The 24,545-nt window shown below is 71.8% G+C and carries 18 protein-coding genes; 1 reads left to right on the top strand and 17 read right to left on the bottom strand.

The genetic code is table 11. The features are described 5' to 3' along the window. Positions 1-12: 12 nt before the first annotated feature. From ACZ4N4_RS34630 to ACZ4N4_RS34560, 15 genes are all read right to left on the bottom strand, one after another. A complete protein-coding gene (locus tag ACZ4N4_RS34630; RefSeq protein WP_467596261.1) occupies positions 13-654 on the bottom strand; it encodes a TetR/AcrR family transcriptional regulator in 642 nt (213 codons plus the stop codon). After that, a complete protein-coding gene (locus tag ACZ4N4_RS34625) occupies positions 642-1,376 on the bottom strand; it encodes an enoyl-CoA hydratase family protein (protein WP_467596258.1) in 735 nt (244 codons plus the stop codon). The genes ACZ4N4_RS34630 and ACZ4N4_RS34625 overlap by 13 nt, the downstream gene beginning before the upstream one ends. Further along, a complete protein-coding gene (locus ACZ4N4_RS34620) occupies positions 1,373-2,977 on the bottom strand; it encodes a 4-coumarate--CoA ligase family protein (protein ID WP_467596256.1) in 1,605 nt (534 codons plus the stop codon). The genes ACZ4N4_RS34625 and ACZ4N4_RS34620 overlap by 4 nt, the downstream gene beginning before the upstream one ends. 17 nt (positions 2,978-2,994) lie before the next feature. Next, positions 2,995-4,161, bottom strand: a complete 1,167-nt coding sequence (locus ACZ4N4_RS34615) for an acyl-CoA dehydrogenase family protein (RefSeq protein ID WP_467596253.1) — start codon at positions 4,159-4,161, stop codon at positions 2,995-2,997. A gap of 81 nt (positions 4,162-4,242) precedes the next feature. Continuing rightward, positions 4,243-6,084, bottom strand: coding sequence for an acetyl/propionyl/methylcrotonyl-CoA carboxylase subunit alpha (locus tag ACZ4N4_RS34610; RefSeq protein ID WP_467596250.1), 1,842 nt, complete (start codon positions 6,082-6,084; stop codon positions 4,243-4,245). 8 nt (positions 6,085-6,092) lie between these two features. Next, positions 6,093-7,691 (bottom strand): acyl-CoA carboxylase subunit beta, encoded by a 1,599-nt coding sequence (locus tag ACZ4N4_RS34605; RefSeq protein ID WP_467596247.1) that lies wholly within the window; start codon positions 7,689-7,691, stop codon positions 6,093-6,095. Continuing rightward, positions 7,688-9,379, bottom strand: coding sequence for an acyclic terpene utilization AtuA family protein (locus tag ACZ4N4_RS34600; RefSeq protein WP_467596245.1), 1,692 nt, complete (start codon positions 9,377-9,379; stop codon positions 7,688-7,690). Before ACZ4N4_RS34600 ends, ACZ4N4_RS34605 begins: the two co-directional genes overlap by 4 nt. Continuing rightward, entirely contained in the window at positions 9,376-10,170 is a 795-nt protein-coding gene (locus ACZ4N4_RS34595) for a TIGR03084 family metal-binding protein (protein WP_467596242.1), read from the bottom strand. The genes ACZ4N4_RS34600 and ACZ4N4_RS34595 overlap by 4 nt, the downstream gene beginning before the upstream one ends. Before the next feature lie 202 nt (positions 10,171-10,372). After that, positions 10,373-11,347: an EamA family transporter gene (locus tag ACZ4N4_RS34590; protein ID WP_467596240.1), complete on the bottom strand. Its 975-nt coding sequence runs from the start codon at positions 11,345-11,347 to the stop codon at positions 10,373-10,375. 200 nt (positions 11,348-11,547) lie between these two features. Continuing rightward, entirely contained in the window at positions 11,548-12,453 is a 906-nt protein-coding gene (locus ACZ4N4_RS34585; protein ID WP_467596237.1) for a hypothetical protein, read from the bottom strand. Between the two features lie 216 nt (positions 12,454-12,669). Beyond that, positions 12,670-15,183 carry an ABC transporter ATP-binding protein gene (locus ACZ4N4_RS34580; RefSeq protein ID WP_467596234.1) on the bottom strand — a complete coding sequence of 838 codons (2,514 nt, stop codon included), beginning with the start codon at positions 15,181-15,183 and terminating at the stop codon, positions 12,670-12,672. 93 nt (positions 15,184-15,276) lie between these two features. Then, entirely contained in the window at positions 15,277-15,405 is a 129-nt protein-coding gene (locus ACZ4N4_RS34575) for a hypothetical protein (RefSeq protein WP_453565521.1), read from the bottom strand. Between the two features lie 285 nt (positions 15,406-15,690). After that, a complete protein-coding gene (locus ACZ4N4_RS34570) occupies positions 15,691-16,830 on the bottom strand; it encodes a lipid II:glycine glycyltransferase FemX (protein ID WP_467596230.1) in 1,140 nt (379 codons plus the stop codon). A gap of 244 nt (positions 16,831-17,074) precedes the next feature. After that, positions 17,075-17,869, bottom strand: a complete 795-nt coding sequence (locus ACZ4N4_RS34565; protein ID WP_467596227.1) for a metallophosphoesterase family protein — start codon at positions 17,867-17,869, stop codon at positions 17,075-17,077. Continuing rightward, positions 17,866-20,895 carry an FAD-binding and (Fe-S)-binding domain-containing protein gene (locus ACZ4N4_RS34560; protein ID WP_467596224.1) on the bottom strand — a complete coding sequence of 1,010 codons (3,030 nt, stop codon included), beginning with the start codon at positions 20,893-20,895 and terminating at the stop codon, positions 17,866-17,868. The genes ACZ4N4_RS34565 and ACZ4N4_RS34560 overlap by 4 nt, the downstream gene beginning before the upstream one ends. Before the next feature lie 192 nt (positions 20,896-21,087). On the opposite strand from ACZ4N4_RS34560, the gene serC reads away from it, so the two are divergent. Further along, a complete protein-coding gene (gene serC / locus ACZ4N4_RS34555) occupies positions 21,088-22,206 on the top strand; it encodes a phosphoserine transaminase (protein ID WP_453565531.1) in 1,119 nt (372 codons plus the stop codon). Positions 22,207-22,260: 54 nt separating this feature from the next. Here serC and ACZ4N4_RS34550 read toward each other — a convergent pair whose 3' ends face one another. Together ACZ4N4_RS34550 and ACZ4N4_RS34545 are read right to left on the bottom strand one after the other, a co-directional pair. Continuing rightward, positions 22,261-23,775: a cellulase family glycosylhydrolase gene (locus ACZ4N4_RS34550; protein WP_467596221.1), complete on the bottom strand. Its 1,515-nt coding sequence runs from the start codon at positions 23,773-23,775 to the stop codon at positions 22,261-22,263. Positions 23,776-23,963: 188 nt separating this feature from the next. Next, entirely contained in the window at positions 23,964-24,500 is a 537-nt protein-coding gene (locus ACZ4N4_RS34545) for a hypothetical protein (RefSeq protein ID WP_467596219.1), read from the bottom strand. Positions 24,501-24,545 lie beyond the last annotated feature (45 nt).

The raw sequence follows: 24,545 nt of genomic DNA, 5'->3' as shown, positions 1-24,545 counted from the left end.
CCGGAGGGACCCTCAGCCCAGGGTCTCGTCCAGCAGGGCCGCCCATTGCGCCACCACCCGCTCCCTCCTCGCCGCGTCGTCCGTCAGGAGGTTGGCCAGGCCGAGGCCCCTCGCCATGTCGAGGAGGCCCTGGACGGTTTCCCGGGTGCCGGGGCGGGATTCGTCGGCGGACAGGAGGTCCACGGCGATGCGGTGGGTCTCGCGGCCCACTCGGGCTTCGAGTTCGGTGACGCGGCGGCGGAGCTGGTCCTCGTTGGAAGCGGCGACCCAGAGGTGGAGGGCGGCGCGGAAGAGGGGGCCGGTGTAGAGGTCGACGAGGGCGCGGACCACGGCCCGGCGGTCGTCGGCCGTGCCCTGCGGGAACAGGTCGCGCAGGGCTGTGGAGCGTTCTTCGGCGACGTATTCGACGGCGGCGGTGAAGAGGTCCTCGCGGGTGGGGAAGTGGTGCTGGGCGGCGCCCCGGGAGACGCCGGCGCGTTCGGCGACGACGGCGACCGTGGAGCCTGCCCAGCCGTGTTCGGCGAGGCAGGCCACGGCGGCTTCCAGGAGCCGTTGCCTGGTGGCCCGGCTGCGGTCCTGTTTGGGGGCGCGGTCCTGTTGAGGTCCGCGCGCGTGTTCCGCCGTACTCGCGCCGGCCGTACTCACACCACCCACGCCGCATCCCGTCGTTCGAGGAAGGCCGTCATCCCCTCGCGGGCCTGGTCGGAGGAGAACAGCCGGGCCGAGAGCGCGGTCAGGTCGGCCGCGTCTCGGTCGAATGTCTCCAGCACCCTAGCTGTGAGCAGCTGTTTCGTCTCGGTCAGGGCCTGGGGGGCGGAGCGGCGGAGGCCGTCGAGGACGGGTTCGAGGGCGGTGTCGACGTCGTCGGCGGTGGTGGTGAGGAGGCCGAGGCGTACGGCTTCGTGGGCGTCGAAGCGTTCGCCGGTGAGGTAGTAGCGGGCCAGGGCGCGGGGGTCGGTGCGCGGGAGCAGGGTCAGGGAGATGACGGCGGGGGCGACGCCGATGCGTACCTCGGTGAAGGCGAAGGTGGCTTCGGTGGAGGCGGCGGCGATGTCGCAGGCGGCGAGGAGGCCGAGGCCGCCGGCGCGGACGTGGCCGGTGATACGGGCTACGACGGGTTTGGGCAGTTCGACGATCTGGCGCAGGAGGCCGACGAGGGCGTCGGGGTGGGGCGGGTCGCGCAGGTCGGCGCCGGCGCAGAAGGTCGTACCGGTGTGGGTGAGGACGACCGCGCGGATGTCGGGGTCCTTGGCGCACTCGGTGAGGGCCTCGGCGAGTTCGCCGACGAGGGCGGCGGACAGGGCGTTGCGGGTGGGGGCGGAGTCGAGGCTGAGGGTGGCGACGGCACGCGCGCGTGTCTGTCCGATCAACGTCATGGCCGCTCCCCCGGTTCCCCGTGTGCTGCGGTCCGCCCGAGTGCGCGCAGTTCGCGGCGGAGTATTTTCCCGGAGGCCGCGCGGGGCACACCGGCGATGAAGGTGACCTTGCGGACGCGTTTGTAGGGTGCGACGCGTTCGGCGACGTAGAGCATGGTCTCGTTCTCGGTGAGGTGGGCGGCGGTGGGCTGGCGGACGACGAAGGCGTGCGGGATCTCGTTGCCGTCCTCGTTGTAGGCGCCGACGACGGCGGCGTCGGCGATGCCGGGGTGGGTGAGCAGGAGTGCCTCCAGTTCGGCGGGTGCCACCTGGAAGCCCTTGTACTTGATGAGTTCCTTGACCCGGTCGACGACGAACAGCCAGCCGTCGGCGTCGGCGTGCCCGACGTCCCCGGTGTGCAGCCAGCCGTCGGGGTCGATCATCGCGGCGGTGGCGTCGGGTCGGCCGAGGTAGCCCTTCATGACCTGCGGGCCGCGGATGAGGATCTCGCCGGGTTCGTCGGTGCCGAGGTCCTTGTGCGGGTCGTCGAGGGAGACGATCCGCATCTCGGTGCCGGCGATGAGTTTGCCGACGGTGCCGGGCGGTGCGTGGTGCATGGCGTCGAGCGGGACGACGTGGGTGCCGGGCGAGAGTTCCGTCATGCCGTAGGCCTGTGCGAGGGGCGGCAGGCCGAGGCGCTCGGAGCAGGCGGCGGCGAGGCGGGCGTCCAGGGGTGCGGCGGCGCTCATGACGTACTTCAGGGAGGACAGGTCGTACTGCTCGACCAGCGGGTGCTTGGCGAGGGCGAGGACGATCGGCGGGGCGACGTACAGGCCGGTGATGCGGTGGTTCTGGATGGCCGCGAGGAAGGTCTCCAGGTCGAAGCGGGGCAGTACGACGACGGTGGCGCCCATCCGCAGGGGCGCGTTCATGAGCGCGGTGAGGCCGTAGATGTGGAAGAGGGGGAGTACGGCCAGGATGCGGTCGCCGGGGCCGGTGGGGACGGCGGGTTCCAGTTGGGCGAGGTTGGTGGCGATCTGCCGGTGGGTGAGCATCACGCCCTTGGGGATGCCGGTGGTGCCGGAGGAGTACGGCAGTGCGGCGACGTCGTCGGCGGGGTCGATGTCGACCTGTGGTTCGGGGGCGTCGCCGGCCAGCATGTCGATCAGCGAGCGGTGTCCGGGCGCGCTGTCGCAGACGAATATCTCCGCTACGCCGCCGGCCAGTTCGGCGGCCCGGCGGGCGGCCTCCAGCAGCGGCGAGACGGTGACGATCCAGCGGGCCGCGGAGTCCTTGAGCTGTTTGGCGAACTCCTCGGGCGTGGCGAGGGGGTGCACGGTGGTGACGGCGGCACCCGCGCGCGTGGCCGCGTAGAACGCCGTCGGGAAGGCGACCGTGTTCGGGCTGTGCAGGGCGAGTACATCGCCTTTGCGGACGCCGGCGTCGGCGAGTGCGGCGGCGATCCTGCGGTGGAACCGGTCCAGTTGTTCGTAGGTGAGGGTGGTGCCGTCGGTGCCGTCGATCAGTGCGGGCGTGTCGCCGAACGCGGCGGCCCGGCCCAGCACCGCCTCGTGGATGGGGAGTTCTACGGGCGGGACGTCTGCGTACTCGCTGCGGAACACGGTTCCTCCAAGGCGGCCTAGTACGACTTGGGCAGGCCCAGGGTCTGGTGGGAGACGTAGTTGAGAATCATCTCCCTGCTCACCGGAGCAATACGAGCCACGCGCGCCGCTGTTATCAACGAAGCGAGCCCGAATTCCCGGGTGAGTCCGTTGCCGCCGAGGGTGTGCACGGCCTGGTCGACGGCGCGCACGCACGCCTCGCCCGCCGCGTACTTGGCCATGTTGGCCGCCTCGCCTGCGCCGATGTCGTCCCCGGCGTCGTAGAGGTGTGCCGCCTTCTGCATCATCAGGCGGGCGAGTTCGAGGTCGATGTGCGCCTGGGCGAGGGGGTGTGCGATGGCCTGGTGGGCGCCGATGGGGGTTTTCCAGACGGTGCGGTCGCGCGCGTACTCGATCGCCTTGGACAGTGCGTAGCGCCCCATGCCGATCGCGAAGGCGGCCGTCATGATCCGCTCGGGGTTGAGTCCGGCGAAGAGTTGCAGGAGGCCGGCGTCCTCGTCGCCGACGAGTGCGTCGGCGGGCAGCCGTACTTCGTCGAGGACCAGCTCGAACTGTTTCTCGGCGGCGTTGAGTTCCATGTCGATGGGGTGCTTGTGGAAGCCCTCGGCGTCGGTCGGGACGATGAACAGGCAGGGCTTGAGGCGTCCGGTGCGGGCGTCCTCGGTGCGGCCGACGATCAGGACGGCGTCGGCGATGTCGACGCCGGAGATGAAGACCTTGCGGCCGGTGAGCAGCCAGTCGCCGGTGTCGGGGTCGCGGCGGGCGGTGGTGGTGATGCGGTGGGAGTTGGAGCCGGCGTCGGGTTCGGTGATGCCGAAGGCCATCAGGCGTGAGCCGTCCGCTATCCCGGGGAGCCAACGGGTCTTCTGGGCGTCGGTTCCGAAGCGGGCGATCACCGTGCCGCAGATCGCGGGTGAGACCACCAGCATGAGGAGCGGGGAGCCCGCGGCGCCGAGTTCTTCGAGCACGATGGAGAGGTCGGTGATGCCGCCGCCTCCGCCGCCGTGTTCCTCCGGGAGGTTGACGCCGAGGTAGCCGAGTTTTCCTGCCTCTTGCCAGAGTTCGGTGGGGGGGCGGCCCTCCGCGATGGTTCGGGTGAGGTAGGCGCGGCCGTACTTCTTGCCGAGGGTGGCCACCGCCTCGCGGAGTGCCTTGTGTTCGTCGGATTCGATCTGGGTGGTCACGGTGGCTCCTTCACGTGCGGGTTGTCGGTGGCTGGTCGCGCTCACGCGGCGGTAGCCGCGCATCGGTACTGCCCCGCGCCCCTAAGTTGCTTGCACTACCGCCAGCAGGGAGCCGGGCTCTACTTGTTGGCCGACCACGACCCGCAGTTCGCTCAGCGTGCCTGTGACCGGCGCCGTGATCTGGTGCTGCATCTTCATCGCCTCCAGCCAGAGCAGTGGCTGTCCGGCCTGCACGGTGGTGCCCTCCGTCAGCCCTTCCGCCACCCGGACGACCGTGCCCGGCATCGGTGCCAGCAAGGAGCCCGGCGCCAGTTGGGCCTTCGGGTCGGGGAAGCGGGGGAGGGCGGTGAGGGCGGTGTTGTTGACGTGGACCTGGTCGCCGTACGTCGACACCTCGAACCGTCGGCGTACGCCGTCGATGTCGAGTACGACCAGGTGCGCGCCCGCGTGCACGACCCGTACGCCCGCTGCCGTGAGGCCCTCGCGCGCGTGCCGGTAGTGGACCTCGTGCTCCTCGCCCGCCATCAGGTAGCGCTTGGTCTGCGGCTGGGAGGAGACGTTGCGCCAGCCGCCGAAGCGGGAGCGGCCGTGGGCGTGGGCCAGGGCGGCCGCGAGGGGGGCGTGCGGGTCGGTGGCGGGCGCCGTGAGGGGGGTGAGGTGGCGGTCGTAGAAGCCGGTGTCCATGCGGGCCGCGGTGAACTCCTCGTGGCGCAGGGAGCGGACGAGGAGGTCGCGGTTGGTGGTGGGGCCGTGCAGGGTGGTGTTGTCGAGCGCGTGCGCCAGCTTGCGCAGCGCTTCCGCGCGCGTGGGGGCGTGCGCGACCACTTTGGCGAGCATCGCGTCGTAGTGCACGCCGATCTCGTCGCCGTCGGTGTAGCCGGTGTCCAGACGGACACTGCCGGGGACGGCGAGGCGGTGCAGGGTGCCGGTCTGCGGGGCCCAGTCACGGGCGGGGTCCTCGGCGTAGAGGCGGGCCTCGATCGCGTGGCCGTGCGCCTGTGGGGCTTCGAGCGGAAGGGCGTGGCCCTCGGCGACGCGGATCTGTTCGGCGACCAGGTCGAGGCCGAAGACGGCCTCGGTGACGGGGTGTTCCACCTGGAGGCGGGTGTTCATCTCCAGGAAGTGGGCCTTGCCGTCGGCGACGAGGAACTCGACGGTGCCCGCGCCGACGTAGGAGACGGCGCGCGCGGCGCGCACGGCCAGCGCGTACAGCTCCTTCGTGAGCCCTTCGGGGAGCCCGGGCGCCGGCGCCTCCTCGATCACCTTCTGGTGTCTGCGCTGGAGTGAGCAGTCGCGGGTGCCCAGCGGCCACACCGTGCCGTGCGCGTCGGCGAGGATCTGCACCTCCACGTGGCGGCCGCGTTCGAGGTAGGGCTCGACAAAGACCTCGCCGTCGCCGAAGGCGCTCGCGGCCTCGGCGCGTGCGCCCTCCAGCGCGGCGCTCAGCTCCTCCAGGCGGCGCACGATGCGCATCCCGCGCCCCCCGCCGCCCGCGGCCGCCTTCACCAGCACCGGCAGATCGGACTCGGCGACCTCGCCGAGCGGCGCGATCCCCATCAGCTCCTTGGCGCGCGTCTTGGACGCCATCGCCTCGATCGCCTCGGGGGGCGGACCGATCCAGACCAGGCCGGCGTCGAGGACGGCGCGGGCGAAGTCGGCGTTCTCGGAGAGGAAGCCGTACCCGGGGTGCACGGCGTCCGCGCCGGCGCTCACGGCGGCCTTCACCACCAGGTCGCCGCGCAGGTAGGTGTCCGCGGGCGTGGCGCCCGGCAGTCGTACCGCGGTGTCGGCCACGCGCGCGTGGAGCGCGTTCTCGTCGGCGTCCGAGTGCACGGCGACGGTCTTGATGCCGAGTTCGGCGCAGGTGCGGAAGATCCGGCAGGCGATCTCGCCGCGGTTGGCGACCAGCAGGGTCGAAATCATGTGATCCCTCACATCCGGAAGACGCCGAAGCCGCCCCGCGCGCCCTCGTAGGGGGCGGTGTGGATGGCGGACAGGCACAGGCCGAGGACGGTGCGGGTGTCACGCGGGTCGATGACGCCGTCGTCGTACAGCCGACCGGACAGGAACATGGGCAGCGACTCGGACTCGATCTGCTGCTCGACCATGGCGCGCAGGGCCGCGTCGCCGTCCTCGTCGTACGGCTGTCCCTTCGCGGCGGCCGACTGGCGGGCGACGATCGAGAGCACGCCGGCGAGCTGCTGCGGGCCCATGACGGCCGACTTGGCGCTGGGCCAGGCGAACAGGAACCGGGGGTCGTAGGCGCGCCCGCACATGCCGTAGTGGCCGGCGCCGTAGGAGGCGCCCATGAGGACGGAGAGGTGCGGGACGCGGCTGTTGCTGACCGCGTTGATCATCATCGCGCCGTGCTTGATGATCCCGCCCTGCTCGTACTCCTTGCCGACCATGTAGCCGGTGGTGTTGTGCAGGAACAGGAGCGGGATGTCGCGCTGGTTGGCGAGCTGGATGAACTGGGCGGCCTTCTGCGACTCCGCGGAGAACAGGACACCCTGGGCGTTCGCCAGCACCCCCACGGGATAGCCGTGCAGGGTGGCCCAGCCCGTCGTGAGACTGGTGCCGTACAGCGGCTTGAACTCGTCGAAGTCGGAGCCGTCGACGAGCCGGGCGATCACCTCGCGCGGGTCGAAGGGGATCTTGAGGTCGCCGGGGACGATGCCCAGGAGTTCGTCGGCGGAGTACTTGGGGGGCTCCGCCGGGCCCGGATCCGGGTGTGCCTTGCGGTGGTTGAGGCGGGCGACCACGCGGCGTGCCTGCCGCAGCGCGTCCGGTTCGTCGACGGCGAAGTAGTCGGCGAGACCCGACACGCGCGCGTGCATCTCCGCACCGCCGAGCGACTCGTCGTCGCTCTCCTCGCCGGTGGCCATCTTCACGAGCGGCGGTCCGCCGAGGAAGACCTTCGCACGCTCCTTGACCATGATCACGTGGTCGGACATGCCGGGGATGTAGGCGCCGCCGGCGGTGGAGTTGCCGAAGACGACGGCGACGGTGGGGATGCCGGCGGCCGAGAGCCGGGTGAGGTCCCGGAAGATGGCGCCTCCGGGGATGAAGATCTCCTTCTGGGACGGCAGATCGGCACCTCCCGACTCGACCAGGCTGATGCAGGGCAGCCGGTTGGCGAGGGCGATGTCGTTGGCGCGCAGGGCCTTCTTCAGCGACCAGGGGTTGCTGGCGCCGCCGCGCACGGTCGGGTCGTTGGCGGTGATCAGGCACTCCACGCCTTCGACGACGCCGATCCCGGTGACGAGCGAGGCGCCGACGGCGTAGTCGCTGCCCCAGGCGGCCAGCGGCGACAGCTCCAGGAAGGGGGTGTCGGGGTCCAGGAGCAGTTCGATGCGTTCGCGGGCGAGGAGTTTGCCGCGCCCCCGGTGCCGCGCGATGTACTTCTCGCCGCCGCCCGCGAGCGCCTTGGCGTGCTCGGCCTCCAGGTCGGTGAGTTTGGCGAGCATGGTGTCGCGGTTCGCCCGGTAGTCGGGGTCGCGGGTGTCGAGTGTGGTCTCGATGACCGTCACAGCAGGGCCTCCGGGATGTCCAGGTGGCGGGAGCGAAGCCATTCGCCGAGGGCCTTGGCCTGGGGGTCGAAACGGTGTTGGGCGGCCACACCCCGGCCAAGGATGCCTTCGACGGTGAAGTTGACGGCGCGGAGGTTGGGCAGGAGGTGCCGGGTCACGGTCAGCTCGCGGCTCTCGGGCACGAGGTGCCGGAAGGCGTCGACGGTCAGGGTGTGCGCGAGCCAGCGCCAGGCCTCGTCCGAGCGTGCCCAGACGCCGACGTTGGCGTTCCCGCCCTTGTCACCGCTGCGGGCCCCGGCCACCAGCCCGAGGGGCGCCCGCCGGGTGGGTCCGGCCGGAAGCGGCTCGGGCAGCGGCGGTTCGGGCGGATCCTGCAGTACGAGGGTGTCCTGGGCCGGCGGCACAGGGATCCGTCGCTCGTCGTGGAGGACGGCCATATGGGGCACCTCGCCCTGGGGGACGTACACATCCTCGAAGACCCCATAGGGCGCGCCCTTCCCGGGTGGCGCGAGCACATGGAAGCCGGGGTAGCTGGCGAGCGCCAGTTCCACGGCGGCTCCGCTCAGCGCCCGTCCGACGGCGTCCTGGTCCCGGTCCCGCACGACGAGCCGCAGCAGCGCGCTGGCCGTCTCCTCGGTGTCCGCGTCGGCCCGGTCGGTGCGCACCAGCTCCCACCGCACCTCCTGCGGCGGCGACTTGGCGAGGGCGTCGGCCATCTGCGCCCGTACCAGGGCCGCCTTGGCCTCGATGTCGAGACCGGTGAGGACGAAGACGACCTCGTTGCGGAAGCCGCCCAGCCGGTTGCGGCCGACCTTGAGGGTCGGGGGCGGTGCCTCGCCCCGGACGCCCTCGATCCGTACCCGGTCCGGGCCGTCCTGGCTCAGCCGTACGGTGTCGAGGCGGGCGGTGACGTCGGGGCCCGCGTACCGGGCGCCGCCGGTCTCGTACAGGAGCTGGGCGGTCACCGTGCCGACGTCGACGAAGCCGCCGGTGCCCGGGTGCTTGGTGATGACGCAGCCGCCGTCCTCGTGGAGTTCGGCCAGCGGGAAGCCGGGCCGCCGCAGGTCCCGGCCGGCCCCCGCTTCGGCTTCGGCGAAGAAGGCGTAGTTGCCGCCGGTGGCCTGGGTTCCGCACTCCAGGACGTGTCCGGCGACGACGGCGCCCGCGAGCCGGTCGTACTCCCCCGGTCCCCAGCCGAAGTGGGCGGCGGCGGGTCCGGTGACGAGGGCGGCGTCGGTGACCCGGCCGGTGACCACGATGTCGGCGCCGGCCCGCAGGCACTCGGTGATCCCGAAGCCGCCGAGGTAGGCGTGGGCGGCGAGGCTGCCGGGGTGGGCGGCGGTGAGATCGTCGCCCTCCACATGTGCGACACGCACAGGGATGCCGAGACGGTCCGCCAACTGCCGTACCGCGTCGGCGAGCCCGGCCGGGTTGAGGCCGCCGGCGTTGGTGACGATCCGTACGCCGCGTTCGTGGGCGAGGCCCAGGCAGTCCTCCAGCTGGCGGAGGAAGGTGCGGGCGTACCCGGCGCCGGGGTCCTTCAGCCGGTCGCGGCCCAGGATGAGCATGGTCAGCTCGGCGAGGTAGTCGCCGGTGAGGACGTCGAGCTCGCCGCCGGCGAGCATCTCGCGCAGGGCGTCGAAGCGGTCGCCGTAGAAGCCGGAGGCGTTGCCTATGCGCAGGGTCACTCGGTGCCGCCCCTCGGGATGCGGCCGGTGCCGGGCGGGCCCGCGAAGGCCTGGGCGATGTCGAGCCAGCGGTCCGCGTCGGCGCCGACGGCGGTCACGGCGAGGTCGGCCCGGTGGGCGCGCTGGGTGACCAGGAGGCAGAAGTCGAGTGCGGGGCCGGTGACGCGCTGCGGGGCGTCCCCGGGGCCGTAGGCCCACAGCTCGCCGTCCGGGCCGGTGATCTCCACCCGGAACTCCTCGGCGGGCGGGGTGAGGCCGTGTACCAGGTACGCGAAGTTCCTTGCCCGTACCCCGATCCGGACCACATGTCCGAGCCGGGCGGTGGGGGTGCGGACCACACCCAGGGCGTCGGCGATGTCCTGGCCGTGGGCCCAGGTCTCCATGAGTCGGCCGGTGGCCATGGAGGCGGCGGACATGGGCGGACCGAACCAGGGGAAGCGGGTGCCGGGTGCGGCCTCCCGCAGGGCCCGGTCCAGCGCGGTCCGGCCCTCGCGCCAGCGGGACAGCAGTTCGGCGGGCAGGAGTCGGGCGCCGTCCTCGGCACCCTCGTCGACGAAGGTGTCGGGTGCGCCGAGCGCCTTCTCGGCCTCCGCGCGGAAACCGTCCTCGTCCGTCACGGCGAGCAGCGCCGCGCGGTCGGTCCAGTACAGATGCGCGATCTGGTGGGCGATGGTCCAGCGGGGGGCGGGGGTGGCGAGAGTCCACCGCTCGGTTCCCAACCCGGCTACCAGCCGGTCGAGTTCCGTGCTCTCCTCACGCAGGTCGTCGATGACGGGCGTCGGCTCGGACATGGGGAGGAGCATGGCAGCGACCCGAGAAACAATCAAGCACGCTTGCATGAATTTGGAGCGAGTCCCGCCCGCCAACGCCTGGATGCCGGTCACCGGGCACTCCTATCGACCGGGTTCCGGGCGGAAGGCCGGGCACGAAGTCCGCGCGGTCGCGAACGGACGCCCAGACCGTGAGGAGGATCCGGCGACCGTCCGACGGGTGTCAGGGCGCGCTGCCGTTGCCCTCCGACTGAGCGCCGCCCACCGGTCGCCGGCCGCGTCCCACCTGGGTGCGGACCGCGCCGATGCTGGCGGCGATGACGAGGGCGATGGCGGCCGCCTGGGTGGCGGTCAGCGCCTGGTCGAGGATGAGGAAGCCGGCGGTGGCGGCGATGGCCGGTTCCAGGCTCATGAGGACGGCGAAGGTGTGCGCGGGAAGCCGGCGCAGGGCGAGCAGTTCGAGGGTGTAGGGCAGGACGGAGGAGAGCACCGCGACCGACGAGCCGAGGGCGACGGTGGTCGGGTCGAGGAGTCTGCCGCCGGCCTCGGCGATGCCCAGCGGCAGGAAGAGCAGCGCCGCGACCGCCATGGCCAGGGCGAGGCCGTCCGCCTGCGGGAAACGCCGGCCGGTACGGGCGCTGAAGACTATGTAGGCGGCCCACATGGCGCCGGCCCCCAGGGCGAAGGCGATACCTGTGGGGTCGAGATCGCCGAAGCCTCCGCCGCCAAGGAGAAAGACACCGGCCAGGGCGAGTCCGGCCCACACCGCGTTGACGGCACGCCGGGAGGCCAGTACCGACAGGGCCAGCGGGCCCAGCACTTCGAGGGTGACGGCGGGACCCAGGGGGATGCGGTCGACGGCCTCGTAGAAGAGGCCGTTCATCGCGCCCATGGCGATGCCGAAGACGATCACCGTGCCCCAGTCGGTGCGGGAGTGGCCGCGCAGCCGGGGCCGGCAGACCACGAGCAGGACGATGGCGGCCGCGAGGAGCCGCAGCGTCACCACGCCGAGCGCACCGGCCCTGGGCATCAGGGTGACCGCGAGGGCGCCGCCGAACTGCACGGAGATCCCGCCGGCCAGCACCAGGCCGACGGGGCCGAGCGAGCCGAACCGGCGGGTGGCGCCTGCGGCGGCGGGCTCGGACACGGCGGCAGGCGTGGGCGTGGGCGTCGGCTGTGAGGTGCTGGGGGTGGTCACGGGCGGTCCAGGGAGCTCGTTGTTCATTGCGGTGCACTGCTCAGTCCAGGGTAATGGACTTGAACAGGCGCGTGAAGCCCTGATGGAACTGTCCTGACCGCCGACCGCCCGCACCCCCGCCTCGCCGCAGGTCACGGCCCCCGAGGCCCGGCGACGGACCGCCCGGTCCCTTTCCCGCCGGGCCTCGGGCCCCCCTGGGGCTACTTCACGTCGACGTAGTCACCGGTCGCCGTCGAGGCGCCGGTGGTGGCGTTGGTCGCGAAGGAGAAGCGGTAGTACCCGTCGACCGTGGCCTTGGTCGTGGTCTTGAGCGCGCCGCCGGTGCCGGCGGTGATGCTCTTCACGTTGGTGTAGGTGCTGCTGGTCTTCTTGCGGAACTGCAGCACCACCTTCTGGCCCGCGTAGCCGCCGTACGTGCCGTTGTCCCAGTTGGCGCGCGTCAGCTTGCCGGTGACGGTGATGGTCTTGCCCTTCTTCACCGGCTCCGGCGTGGCGTTGACGGTCAGCTTGGAAGCCTTCTTGATCTTGCCGGTGGTGACGTTGTCGTCGAAGCTGGCGTTCGCGGAGAGGTCGTAGCCGCCGAGGGCGAGCTTCCAGGTGCCGGCGACGCCGTTGTGCTTCATGTCGGTGGCCGTGTGGATGTTGAAGACGGCCTTGCAGCTGTAGACGCCGGTCTGGGTGGTCGACTCGGTGCAGACGGGGTCGTCGTCGGTGCCCAGGGCGCCGGTGATGGTGTCCACGCTGGAGGGGTCGGTGCCCTGCCAGAGGAAGGCCTCCGTGAGCGCGACACCGCTCGAACTGGTGGCGGTGTAGGTGGCGGTGACGGACTTCTGGGTGGTGGTGCCGAGGACGATGTCCTTGCCGCCGTTGACGACGCCCTTCGAGAAGGTGATGTCGCCCAGCGCGTCCGTCGGGCGGACGGTCTTCGCGGTGCTCGCCGAGCTCGCGGACTTGGCGGACTTCGCGGCGCTCCCGGAGTTCGCGGAGAAGGAGCTGAGCTGGGCCCGCGCATCCGGACCCTCGGCCGCCTGAGCGGCCACCGGAACGACGAGCGCGGACAGCACGGCCGCACCGGAGATGACGCTGGCCGCGACGCGTATACGCATGTGAATCCCCCTGGGATCGCGAGAGGCCCGCGGGGATGACTCCCGGCCGGGCCCGTTGGCGTATGCAGCGTACGGATCAAGTGGAGAAACCTTGAAGATTTTTTGTGCAATAGGCGTGTAACAGAATCGAACTGACGACCACTCATGTCGGTCAAGAACCGCTCACGCCCGCCGAGAACCGCACACGCCCGCCACAAACCGCTCCCGCCGGCGGCCTCAGATGCCCGGCCAGGGCGGCTCCTCGTCACGGAACAGGGGGCGACCGTCGGAGAGTGTGGTGGGCACGCTCTGGCCGTAGCCGGCGTCCATGGGCATACCCGTCGCCATAGGCGCCCCGGTTGCCATGGGTGCCGGCGTTTCCATGGGTGCCGGCGTTTCCATGGGTGCCGGCGTTTCCATGGGTGCCGGCGTTTCCATGGGTGCCGGCGTTTCCATGTGGGCGTCGTACATGGGCTGGGGCCACAGCCCCGCGGCCGCTGCCGCTGTCGCGTACACATCCGCTGCCGCGTACACGCCCGCTGCCGCATACACGTCGTGGTCGTGGTGGTAGTCGTACGTGTTCCCGTACGGCTGCTGGTTGCCGTACCCGCCGCCCTGCGCGCCGGCGTAGGAGGCCTGGGGTACGGCCGTCGGCTCGGGCGTCGGCATGCCCTGGTCGGTGAGGAGCGGGAGCCGCAGTTCGCCGGTGTCCATCACCGCGTTGTTCTGTGAGCGGTGCAGCCGGGAGTAGGCGCCGCCGCGGGTGAGGAGTTCGTCGTGGCGGCCGGTCTCGACGATGCGGCCGCGGTCGACGACGAGGATCCGGTCGGCGTCGGGGGCCAGGTTCAGGTCGTGGGTGATCATGATGGTCGTACGGCCGGTCATCAGGCGCCGCAGCGGCTTGACGACGCGGCGCGCGGCCATCGCGTCCAGGCCGGTGGTCGGCTCGTCGAGGACGAGGACGGGGGCGTCGCGCAGGATCGCGCGGGCGATGGCAAGGCGCTGGAGCTGACCGCCGGAGAGCCGGGCCGAGTTGGGGTCGACCCTGGTGTCGTAGCCGTCGGGGAGCCGGACGATGAAGTCGTGGGCGTCGGCGGCCCTGGCGGCCTCCTCGATGGCCTGCTCGCTGGCACCGGGGCGGCCGCAGGCGATGTTGGCGCGGACGGTGTCGTGCAGCACGAGGGTCTCCTGCGGGAGCAGGGTGACGTACTCGCGCAGCCTGGCGAGGGGGAAGTCGCGGATCGGGACGCCGTCGAGGAGGATCTCGCCGCTGTCTGGGTCGTAGAAGCGGAGCAGCATCTTGGAGACGGTGGACTTGCCGGCGCCGCTGGGCCCGGTGATGATCACGAGTTCGCCGGGGCTGACCGTGAAGGAGAGGCCCTCCAGGGCGGTCCTGTCGGCGCCGGGATAGCGGAAGCCGACGTCGCGGAGCTCGACGGTGCCGTCGGGGCGCCCGGTGTCGGTGCCGGCGTCTCGGCGGGGGTCGGTGACCGACGGCCGCACGTCGAGGATCTCGATCAGCCGTTCCGCGCCGGCCGTGGCGGCGGTGACGGTGAGGCCGAGCTGGGCGAGGCCGCGCACGGGCGGGTAGAGGTAGCCGAGGAAGGCGGAGAAGGCGAGGAGCTGGCCGAGGGTCATCCGGCCGGTGGAGATCTCCCAGGCGCCGATGCCGATCACCGCGAGGACGCAGATCGTCTCGATGACCTGGACGAGCTGCTCGTAGGCCTCGTTGAGACGGGTGGAGCGGACGGAGGCGCGGAACCAGGCGCTCGCCTCCTCGTTCAGGCGGCGGCGCTCGGCGTCACGGCGGTCGTACGCCTGGGTCAGCACGATGTTGCCGAGGGACTCCTCCACCACGGAGGTGATCGCGCCGTCGGCGGCCCGGCCCTCCCTGGAGACGTCCTTGATGGAGCCGGAGAAGCGGCGGGCGGCCAGCCAGAACAGCGGGGCGAGGACGAAGGTGGCGGCGGCCAGGTCCCAGCGCAGCCAGAACGCGGCGGCCGCGTAGAACAAGGCGCTGAACAGGGCCGACGCGGCGCCGACCAGCCCGGACACCACCATGGTCTCGATGGCCTCGACGTCGCTGGTCAGGCGGGAGAGCAGGTCGCCCTGGCGGTGGCGCTGGAAGAAGTGCGGGGGCAGCTGCTGGACGTGGTCGAAGACGTGCTCGCGCAGCCGCATGACGAAGCGTTCGGTGACCCAGGCGGCGACGGAGTTGCCCGCGTACGCGACGATCGCGCCGACGATCGCGATGCCCAGCCACTGTCCGGCCGGGCTCCAGAAGGCGCCGAGCGAGCCCTTCTGCAGGGCGTGGTCGGTGAGGTCGCTGAAGAGCAGGATGGCCTCGGTCTCGGCGAGCGCGGCGATCACCGTGCACACCCAGACGATCGCCAGCCAGCCGCGCAGGCCCCGGGTCAGCGGCCAGAAGCGGCGGAAGGCGGCGCGGGCCGGGATGGCGGGCGTGTACTCGTCGTCCTCGTCGTCCTCGTCGTCCTCGCCTTCTTCGTACTCGCCTGCGCCGTACCCGCCTCGGCCGTACTCGCCCGCGCCGTACCCGCCTCCGTCGTACTCGCCCGCGCCGTACCCGCCTCCGTCGTACTCGCCCGCGCCGTACCCGCCTCCGTCGTACTCGCCCGCGCCGTACCCGCCTCCGTCGTACTCGCCCGCGCCGTATTCGTCCGCGCCCCCGTATTTCGATGAGGCGTCGACTTCGTACTCGTATTCCGTGCCTTCACTCTCCTTTGCGCGCATTTCTCACCACCTCCGCTCGCCGACGCTGGAATTCCGGGAATTCAGGAGCGAAAAAGGACCGACGGCGAACCGTCGGTCCTCTTTACAGCTGACTCAGCCGTCCTGGCCGGGGATCGGCTTCGGAAGCGGCTTGTGGGCCTTCTTCTTCGGCTTCGGCGGGGGCGGCGGGGGCAGGTGCTTCTTGGGCTTGGGGGGCAGCGGGGCGAGCTTCTTGAGGCTCATTCCGACTCCTTGAGAGTTCGAAGTGCAAGTGGTGCAGGATGGCGCGAGAATTCTCTTGGGCAACGTACGGGGATTTCAGATCGTCATCCTCGGCAATCCCCGCCGCCCGACACCGATGAACTTACACGGCTCAGATCTCAAGAAACAGCAAAGTCGGCTTGCGAACGGCAAACAGGTGCTGTGAATACCTGGGTAACAGCTGTATAACGACCCCGAACCTGAGAGTTCTCTTATGAACCTGAGAGCCGGCTTATGAAACCGGCCGGGCCGTACCCGGAGGAGGCGTCAGCGACGGGCCATGTACACGTCGAACGCCTTGTGGAGCAGCTTGTTGAGCGGGAAGTCCCACTCCCCCAGGTACTCGACGGCCTCCCCGCCGGCGCCGACCTTGAAACGGAGCAGGCCCAGCAGGTGGTTGGACTCCTCCAGGGTGTCGGTGATGCCCCGGAAGTCGTACACGGTGGCGCCGAGTTCGTGGGCGTCGCACATCATCCGCCACTGGACGGCGTTGTTGGGCTGGACCTCGCGCCTGCGGCTGGTGGAGGCGCCGTAGGAGTACCAGACGTGCCCGCCGACGGTGAGCATGGTCGCGGCGGCGAGGACCTCGCCCTCGTGATGGGCGAGGTAGAGGCGCATGCGGTCGGGGTGTTCGGTGGTGAGGGCGGTCCACATGCGCTGGAAGTAGGGGAGGGGGCGCGGGATGAAGCGGTCGCGTTCGGCGGTCTCGGCGTACAGCGTGTAGAAGGCGGGCAGGTCCTCGTAGCCGCCCCGGACGACCTTGACCCCGGCCTTCTCGGCCTTCTTCACGTTGCGCCGCCACTGCTGGTTGAGCCCGCGCTGGATGTCGTCCAACGACCGCCCGGCGAACGGAACCTGGAACACGTACCGGGGCTGCCCGGCGGCGAACCCGTCCTCGCCGCCGGCCTCCGCCTGCCGCCATCCCATCCGGCGCAGCCGTTCGCCGAGTTCGAGGGCACGGGGTTCCTCCGAGGTCGCCTCGGCGTCCCGCAGCCGCCGGGCGGCGGGATCGGCGATCGCCTCCTTCACCGCCTCCGCGCTCCACCGTCGTACGACGACGGGCGGCCCCATCTTCACCGCGAACGCCCCGCGCCCCTTCAGGTACGCCAGCAGCGGATCGAGCCAGCGCTCCAGCGCCGGGTCGTGCCAGTCGATGACCGGCCCCTCCGGCAGGTAGGCGAGAAACCGCTTCACCTTGGGCACCGCCCGCAGCAGCACCAGCCCGGCCCCGACCATCCGCCCCTCCCCGTCGAACCAGCCCAGGCTCTCCGCCCGCCAGTCCGGCTTCACGTCTCCCCAGGACGGCACCTGCATATGGCTCGGGGAGGGGCTACGGGAGTCGACGAAGGCGAGGTGTTCGGCACGGGAGACGGGCTGGAGACGGAGGGCTGCGGAGGCTGGCGTCATGGGCGAAGGCTCCTCGGATTCTTCCTGGACAGACGGGCATCGAACCGGCGCCGACGCTCACCGGCCCCAACAGGGGGTGCGGGGGTACGGACGGGGGACAGGTGACAGGGGACCGCGAACAACCGGAACTGACGGCGACGGCATCAAGCAGAACAGACGCGAATCCGGTCGGAATCGTTTCCGCACAGGTCGGTGAGGGCGTGTCGGGTCTCGCCGCGCGCCTGCTGCCGGGCGTCGGAGTTGGTCATCGAGCGGCAGTCCGCCGATCATCCGCCCTCCCGTCGCCCGGGCCGAACGCCGCCAGTGCCTCCGTGTCGGTCACCCGGGAGTTGAGGTAGCAGTCCGCCCACTCCGCGATCTCCGGGTACGCGCACTCGGCGCGGAGCCGGGCGACCGCAGCCGGGATGTCGTACGACGTCACCCGCAGGTCGGCGCCGGGGCCCAGCAGGCACCAGTGGGCGCCCGGCCGGCCGTAGGGCATGCCCACGCTGCCGGGGTTGACGACCAGGCGGCCGTGGGCGAGGCGGGTGTACGGCATGTGGGTGTGGCCGCAGACGACCGTTCCTACAGCGGGGTCGACGCCGGCGAACACCTCCGCCCAGCGGGCCGCCGAGGAGTCGACCAGGACGATCTCCTCGTCGTCGCGGGGCGTCGCGTGGCAGAACAGGACCCGGCCCAGGCCTCGAACCGTGAGGGTGGCCGTCCTGGGGAGCGCGGCGAGGAAGCCGACCTGTTCGGCGGTGAGCGCGTCCGCCGCGAACGGGCCGATCGGGTCCGGGATCTCGGTGCGTTCGCCCCTGCGGTACTCCACCAGCTCCCGGTCCGCGTTTCCCGACAGCCACAGCGCCCGGTCGCCCAGCTCGCGCAACGCCTCGATCACCTGGCCCGGTTGCGGGCCCGCCGTGATGTCACCGGTGAGCACGATGCGATCGGCCGAGGACACGTCCGGTTCCGCGAGCACCGCCTCCAGCGCCGGCAGCACACCGTGGATGTCGGAGAGGACGGCCACCCGGTTCAACTCGGCCTCGGACACGCTCACTTCCCGCCCCGCTTCTCGACGCGCTTCCCATCCTCGCCGTCCCGCTTCCCGCCCCGCTTCCCGCCCCTCCAGCCCCACTTCCCGTCCTTCCAGCCCCCCTCTGGTTCCAGGCCCTCGGCGAGTGCCTCCGCCAGGTGCCTGGCCCGCACGCCACCCAGTTGTTCCAGCTGTGTCCGGCAGGAGAAGCCGTCCGCCAGGATCACCGTGTCCGGCGGCGCATCGGTCACCGCCGGCAGCAGCTGCTCCTCCGCGCACGCCCGCGACACCTCGAAGTGCCCTTTCTCGAAGCCGAAGTTGCCGGCCAGACCGCAGCAGCCGCCGACCAGGTCGCCGGTGAGGGCGGCGGCCTCGCGCAGGCGGCGGTCGGCGGTGTCGCCCAGCACCGCGTGCTGGTGACAGTGGGTCTGGCCGGTGACCGGGCGGTTCAGGTGGGGTGGGGTCCACTCCGGGGCCAGGCGTTCCAGGGCCTCCGCGAAGGTGACCACCGCCCCCGCCACGCGGGCCGCGCGGGGGTCGTCCGGGAGGAGTTCCGGCAGGTCCGCGCGGAGGGCGGCCGCACAGCTGGGTTCCAGGACCACGAACAGGGCCGGGTCCTCCACGCCCTCCGGGTCCGGCAGCACGAAGGGGCCAAGAAGGTCGAGCGTGCGACGCAGCACCGCCCGCGCCTCGTCCAGCTGGCCCGTGGAGATGTACGTCAACCCGCAGCACGCGCGGGAGGTTCGGCGCGGCAGGCGGGCCGACATGCCGACGCCCTCCACCCCGCCGTCGTGCGACCGGCGCACCCGCCACGGTCGGGTCGGGAGCTCCGCCACGCCCACCCCTGCCGCCTCCAGCACCCGTACGGCCGCCCGGCCCACCGACGGTGACAGGTGCTCCGTGAACGTGTCCGGCCAGAGAAAGACCATCCGCGCCGGGAAGTCCGGCCGGCGTCCCGCCCGCGCGTCCGTCATCCAGTCCCGCAGGCGCCTGCGCTGCCGTCGCCGCAGCCACCGGCTGAACGGATCCCGCGCCAGGCGCGGGATCCGCCGCTCGGGTGCGATACCGCCGACGCGTTTGGCCAGTGCCGCCAGCGGGCGGACGGCGACGAGCGCGTTGACCAGCCCCGCCGTGTGCGTGCGGGCCACCAGGCGCAGCCAGCGCGGCAGCCGGCCCATGCTGTGGTGGGACGCGGGACGCCGCCGCCCCGCGTAGTGGTGGTGCAGGAACTCCGCCTTGTACGTCGCCATGTCCACCCCCACCGGGCAGTCCGACCGGCAGCCCTTGCAGGACAGGCACAGGTCCAGCGCGTCCCGGACCTCCGTCGACTGCCAGCCGTCCGTCACCAGTTCGCCCGCCAGCATCTCGTGCAGCAGCCGGGCCCGGCCGCGCGTCGAGTGCTCCTCCTCGCCGGTGGCTCGGAAGGACGGGCACATCACGGACGCGCCGGACACCTCGGTCGTACGGCACTTCGCCACGCCCACGCAGCGGCGGACGGCCGCCGAGAAGTCGCCGTGGTCGGAGGGATAGGCGAAGGCCACCGGCAGCGGCTCGCGGGGGAGGACGGCGAAGCGGAGGTCGGTGTCCAGGGGGGCGGGCCTGACCAGCATGCCGGGGTTGAGGAGGTCGTCGGGATCCCAGATCCCCTTCGCGCGCTCGAACAACGCCACCATCTCCGCGCCGTACATCCTGGGCAGCAGTTCCGCCCTCGCCCGGCCGTCCCCGTGCTCCCCGGAGAGCGAGCCGCCGTGGGCGACGACGAGGTCGGCCAGTTCCTCGGAGAAGCGGCGGAAGCGGGCCACGCCGGCCGCGCTGAGCAGGTCGAAGTCGATGCGGACATGGATGCAGCCGTCGCCGAAGTGGCCGTACGGGGTGCCCCGCAGGCCGTGGGCGGACAGCAGGCCTCTGAAGTCCCGCAGGTAGGCGCCCAGTCGGGCCGGCGGCACCGCGCAGTCCTCCCAGCCGGGCCACGCTTCACTGCCGTCCGGCATCCGGGTCGCCGTACCGGAGGCGTCCTCGCGGATGCGCCAGAGTGCGCGCTGCCCGGCCGGGTCGGTGACGACCAGTGCGTCGAGGACTTCCGCCGCGCGGACGACCGCCTCGGCACGCGCGCGTGCCTGCGCGGCCGACTCCCCGCCCGTCTCCACGAACAGCCAGGCGCCGCCGCGCGGCAGTCCGGCCGGGGACCGCACCAGGTCGGCGGCCATGCCCTCCACCGTCAGCGGGGCGGCGGCGAGCAGCCCGGCCGCCGCCTCCGCGGCCGCGCTCTCGTCGGCGTACCCGAGCACCGCGAGGGCACGCGCGCGGGGCGACTCGACGAGGCGGACGGTCGCCTCCGTGAGGATCCCCAGCGTGCCCTCGCTGCCGCAGAAGGCGCGGGCCACGTCGGCGCCCTTCTCGGGGAGCAGCGCGTCCAGCGCGTACCCGGAGATGCGGCGGGGGAGGTCGGGGTAGCCGGTGCGCAGGCGGGCCAGATCGCCGGCCACCAGCTCGCGCAGGCCCTCCGGGGCCCCGGCCCAGCCCTGGCCGAGCCGCAGCCGGCCGCCCCGCGCGGTGATCACGTCCAGCTCCCGGACGCTGTCCGCCGTGGTGCCCCAGGCCACGCTGTGCGAGCCGCACGAGTTGTTGCCGATCATCCCGCCGAGCGTGCAGCGGCTGTGCGTGGAGGGGTCCGGGCCGAACCGCAGACCGTGCGGGGCGGCGGCCTCCTGGAGGCGGTCCAGGACCAGACCCGGCTGGACGACGGCCGTTCGGGTGACCGGGTCCAGGCCGACGAGACGGTTCATGTGACGGGTGAAGTCCAGCACCACGCCCGTGCCCGTGGCCTGCCCCGCGATCGAGGTGCCGCCGCCCCGGGCGACCACCGGCACCCCGTGGGCGCGGCACACCTCCAGTACGGCGGCCACGTCGTCCGCGTCCCGGGGGGCCACCACCCCCACCGGGACCCGCCGGTAGTTGGACGCGTCCATGGTGACCAGCGCCCGCGACGTGACGTCGAACCCCACCTCGCCCCGGACGGCCCCGCGCAGCTCAGCCTCCAGATCGACCATGCCTCCCAGTCTGCCCGCCGGCGCCGGCGGTGACGCGGGACGACGGCCGGGGAACCGCCTCGGACGACGCGCACCCGCCGCGCAGGGACGGGAACCGGCCCGTCACCCGCTCGTCTCACGCCCCCACACCCGCCCGTCTCACCCGACGGACTACATTTCGACCGCGTTTCCTCCAGCCACTACGCTCGCCCCGTGGCTGACATCCAGATCCCCGCTGACATCAAGCCCGCCGACGGACGCTTCGGCTCGGGCCCCTCCAAGGTGCGGACGGAGGCGCTGGACGCGCTCGCCGCCACCGGCACCTCTCTCATGGGCACCTCCCACCGGCAGGCCCCGGTGAAGAACCTGGTCGGCCGGGTCCGCGAGGGCATCAGCGCCCTGTTCTCCCTCCCGGACGGCTACGAGGTCGTCCTCGGCAACGGCGGCTCCACCGCCTTCTGGGACGTCGCCACCCACGGTCTGATCGACGGCAAGTCGCAGCACCTGAACTTCGGTGAGTTCTCCTCCAAGTTCGCCAAGGCCGCCAAGCTCGCCCCCTGGCTGGCCGAACCCACCGTCATCGCCTCCGACCCGGGCACCCACCCGCAGCCGCGGGCCGAGGCCGGCGTGGACGTCTACGCCTTCACCCACAACGAGACCTCGACCGGTGTCGCCATGCCGATCGAGCGGGTCGCCGGGGCCGACGAGGGCGCGCTCGTGCTCGTCGACGCCACCTCCGGCGCGGGCGGCCTGCCCGTCGACGTCAGCGAGACCGACGTCTACTACTTCGCCCCGCAGAAGTCCTTCGCCTCCGACGGCGGCCTGTGGATCGGCGTCTTCTCCCCGGCGGCGATCGAGCGCGCCGAGCGCATCCACGCGTCCGGCCGTCACGTCCCGGAGTTCTTCAGCCTCCCCACGGCGATCGACAACTCCCGCAAGAACCAGACGTACAACACCCCGGCCCTGGCCACCCTCTTCCTGCTCGACCAGCAGCTGGAGTGGCTGAACGGGCAGGGCGGCCTGGCCTTCTCCACCGGCCGTACGAAGGACTCCTCGACCCGCCTGTACACCTGGGCCGAGGAGAGCAAGTACGCGACCCCGTTCGTCGCCGACCCGGCGCAGCGTTCGCAGGTCATCGGCACGATCGACTTCGCCGACGAGATCGACGCGGCCGCCGTCGCCAAGGTGCTGCGCGCCAACGGCATCGTCGACACCGAGCCCTACCGCAAGCTCGGGCGCAACCAGCTGCGCATCGCGATGTTCCCGGCGATCGACCCGGCCGACGTCGAGGCGCTGACGAAGTGCGTCGACTACGTGATCGAGAAGCTGTAGCGCGGACGACGGCGGAGGGCGCCCGGTGCCCGGACGGGCACCGGGCGCCCTTGCTCATCCGGCCGTACAGCTCACGCTCGGGACGGCCCCGCCGCCCGGCGCGCCCCCGAAGCCGAAGCTCGCCGAACCGCCCGCCGGGATCGTCCCGTTGTGCGCGGCGTTCACGGCGGTGACCTTCCCGCCGCTCTGGGTGTACGACGCGTTCCACATGTTGGTCACCTGCTGCGCGCCGCTCCACGTCCAGGTCACCATCCACGAACCGATCGCGGTCGTACCGGTGTTGGTGACCGTGACGGCGGCGTTGAAGCCACTCCCCCAGTCGCTGCTGACGGCGTAGGAGGCCGCGCAGGAGGCGCCCGTGTTCCCGCCACCGCCACCGCCACCGCCGCCTCCCGTGCCCGGGAACAGCGGCGCCTTGACGCTGGCCAGATAGCCGTCCTTCACCGTGTCCACGGTCTGCCAGTCGTCCTTCAGGATCCCGCCGGTGTCACCGGAGTCGGGGTTCCAGGACCAGAAGGTCCACTGGAAGGAGTCGGCGCCGTACGTCGCGGTCGGCCGCAGGTAACTCACCAGCGCGGCCAGCCACTTCTGGTCCACGGCCGAGGCGAGCGTGGTGCCGAACTCGCCCACCCACACCGGCGCGATGTTCTGCCTGAAGAGGTAGCCCCAGTACTTGTCCCAGATCCCGGGCATGTTGGCGGGGAACGTGGGATCGCCGAACCAGCTCTGCTGGGCCACGCTGGTGGCGTAGTCGTGGGCGGAGTACACCACCCGGCCGGCGACGCTCAGTTGCACCGGGTACTGCCCGGCCCCCATCAGGTTGCCGCCCCACCAGCCGGAGACGCCGTTGTACGTCTGCACGCCCTCGACGAAGATCAGCAGATCGGGGTTGACGGACAGCACGGCGTTCCCGGCGCGCTGGGCGGCGAGCCGCCAGTCGATCGTGGTGTCCCCGCAGCCCCAGCAGGCCGGGTCGTGGGGCTCGTTGTGGAGGTCGATGCCGACGACGGTCGGATCGGCCGCGTAACGCGCCGCGAGGGCCTTCAGGTCGGCGATCCACGTCGACTCGGGGACCGACGAGGTGTACCAGAGCGCCGACTGGCCGCCGGCGTCCGGGCGGTGCCGGTCCAGGATGACCTTGAGGCCGTCCTGACCGGCGTAGGCCACGATCCGGTCCATGACCTGGAGCGAGTCGAGCCCCTGGAGGTCGGCGTTCTTGCCGCTGCTGAAGTCGATGCTGTTGGGGACGGTCGTGCTCTTGAAGATGTCGTCGCTGTAGGGCAGCCGGATGGTGTTGTAGCCCAGCGACCTCATCTGGTCGATCATGTTCTTGTAGTCGCGTGACCAGAGGCCGTGCGCCACGTAGTTGGCGGTCTCGAACCCGAACCAGTTGATCCCGGCGATCCGGACCGGCTGCCCGGCCGCGTCCAGGATCTGCCGGCCGCTGGTGTGCCAGTAGCCGGCCCCGGGGGTGGTCGCCGCGTGCGCGGGGTGCACACCGGCGAGGGGCAGGAGGAGCGCGGCGGCGGCAGCACACAGCGCTCTTCGCAGGGCGCGTAAGCGGAACATGTGCCTGTTCCTCTCGGAGTTCCACTGGGGAGGCGCGACCCGGAACATGGGAGCGCTCCCATATGCCGCGCACCTCTCAGGAAACTGACACACCTTCATCACGTCAAGACGTACGACGCCCCTCGTCGCCCTGCTCGGTCCGTGTCGCCCCTTCTCGGTCCTCCTCGGTCCTCCTCGGTCGGCCCTCCTCAGGGCGCGGGGGTGCCGACCGTGGCGGTGATGGCGTTGATCGCGCCGGTGGAGGTGACGGTGACCGAGACCGTGACGGGCCGGATCGGGTTCGGCGGGACGATGGGGTTCGGCGGGACGATCGGAGAGATCAGCACGAATGAGGGGCGGGTCTTGAGGGTCGTGGTGGCCCCCGCGGAGAAGGGCAGGTTGTCCCGGCCCGCGCCGACCAGGTCGTACGTCCCGCCGCTCGGGTCGCCGGTGCCGCTGGTGTCGTCCAGGCTGCTGATGATATGGGCGGTGCCGCCGCCGGCCGCGCCGGGCAGGGTGATGACGGTGACGTCGAGGGTTCCCGTGAGGCGGACCTTCTCACTCGGGCCGGCGAAGGTGCCGCTGATCGGCAGCCTGACCGAGCGGAACTGCGGGAGGGCGGCGGCCTCGGCCCGTGCCGTTCCGGCGGACTCGGCGGCGGTGGCGGCGGTCGCGGGGACGGTCAGGCCCAGGGCGGCCGTGAGCAGGCAGACCTTCCCGGCCAGGCGCAGGGCGTTGCGGCGCATGAGTGCTCCCATTCCGTGAGGCGGGACCCGGCCGCGTGTTACCGC

The sequence above is a fragment of the Streptomyces sp. NPDC026538 genome, assembly GCF_055567535.1.
Note: the sequence above shows the minus strand (reverse complement) of the source record. Positions and strands in the feature narration are given on the sequence as shown.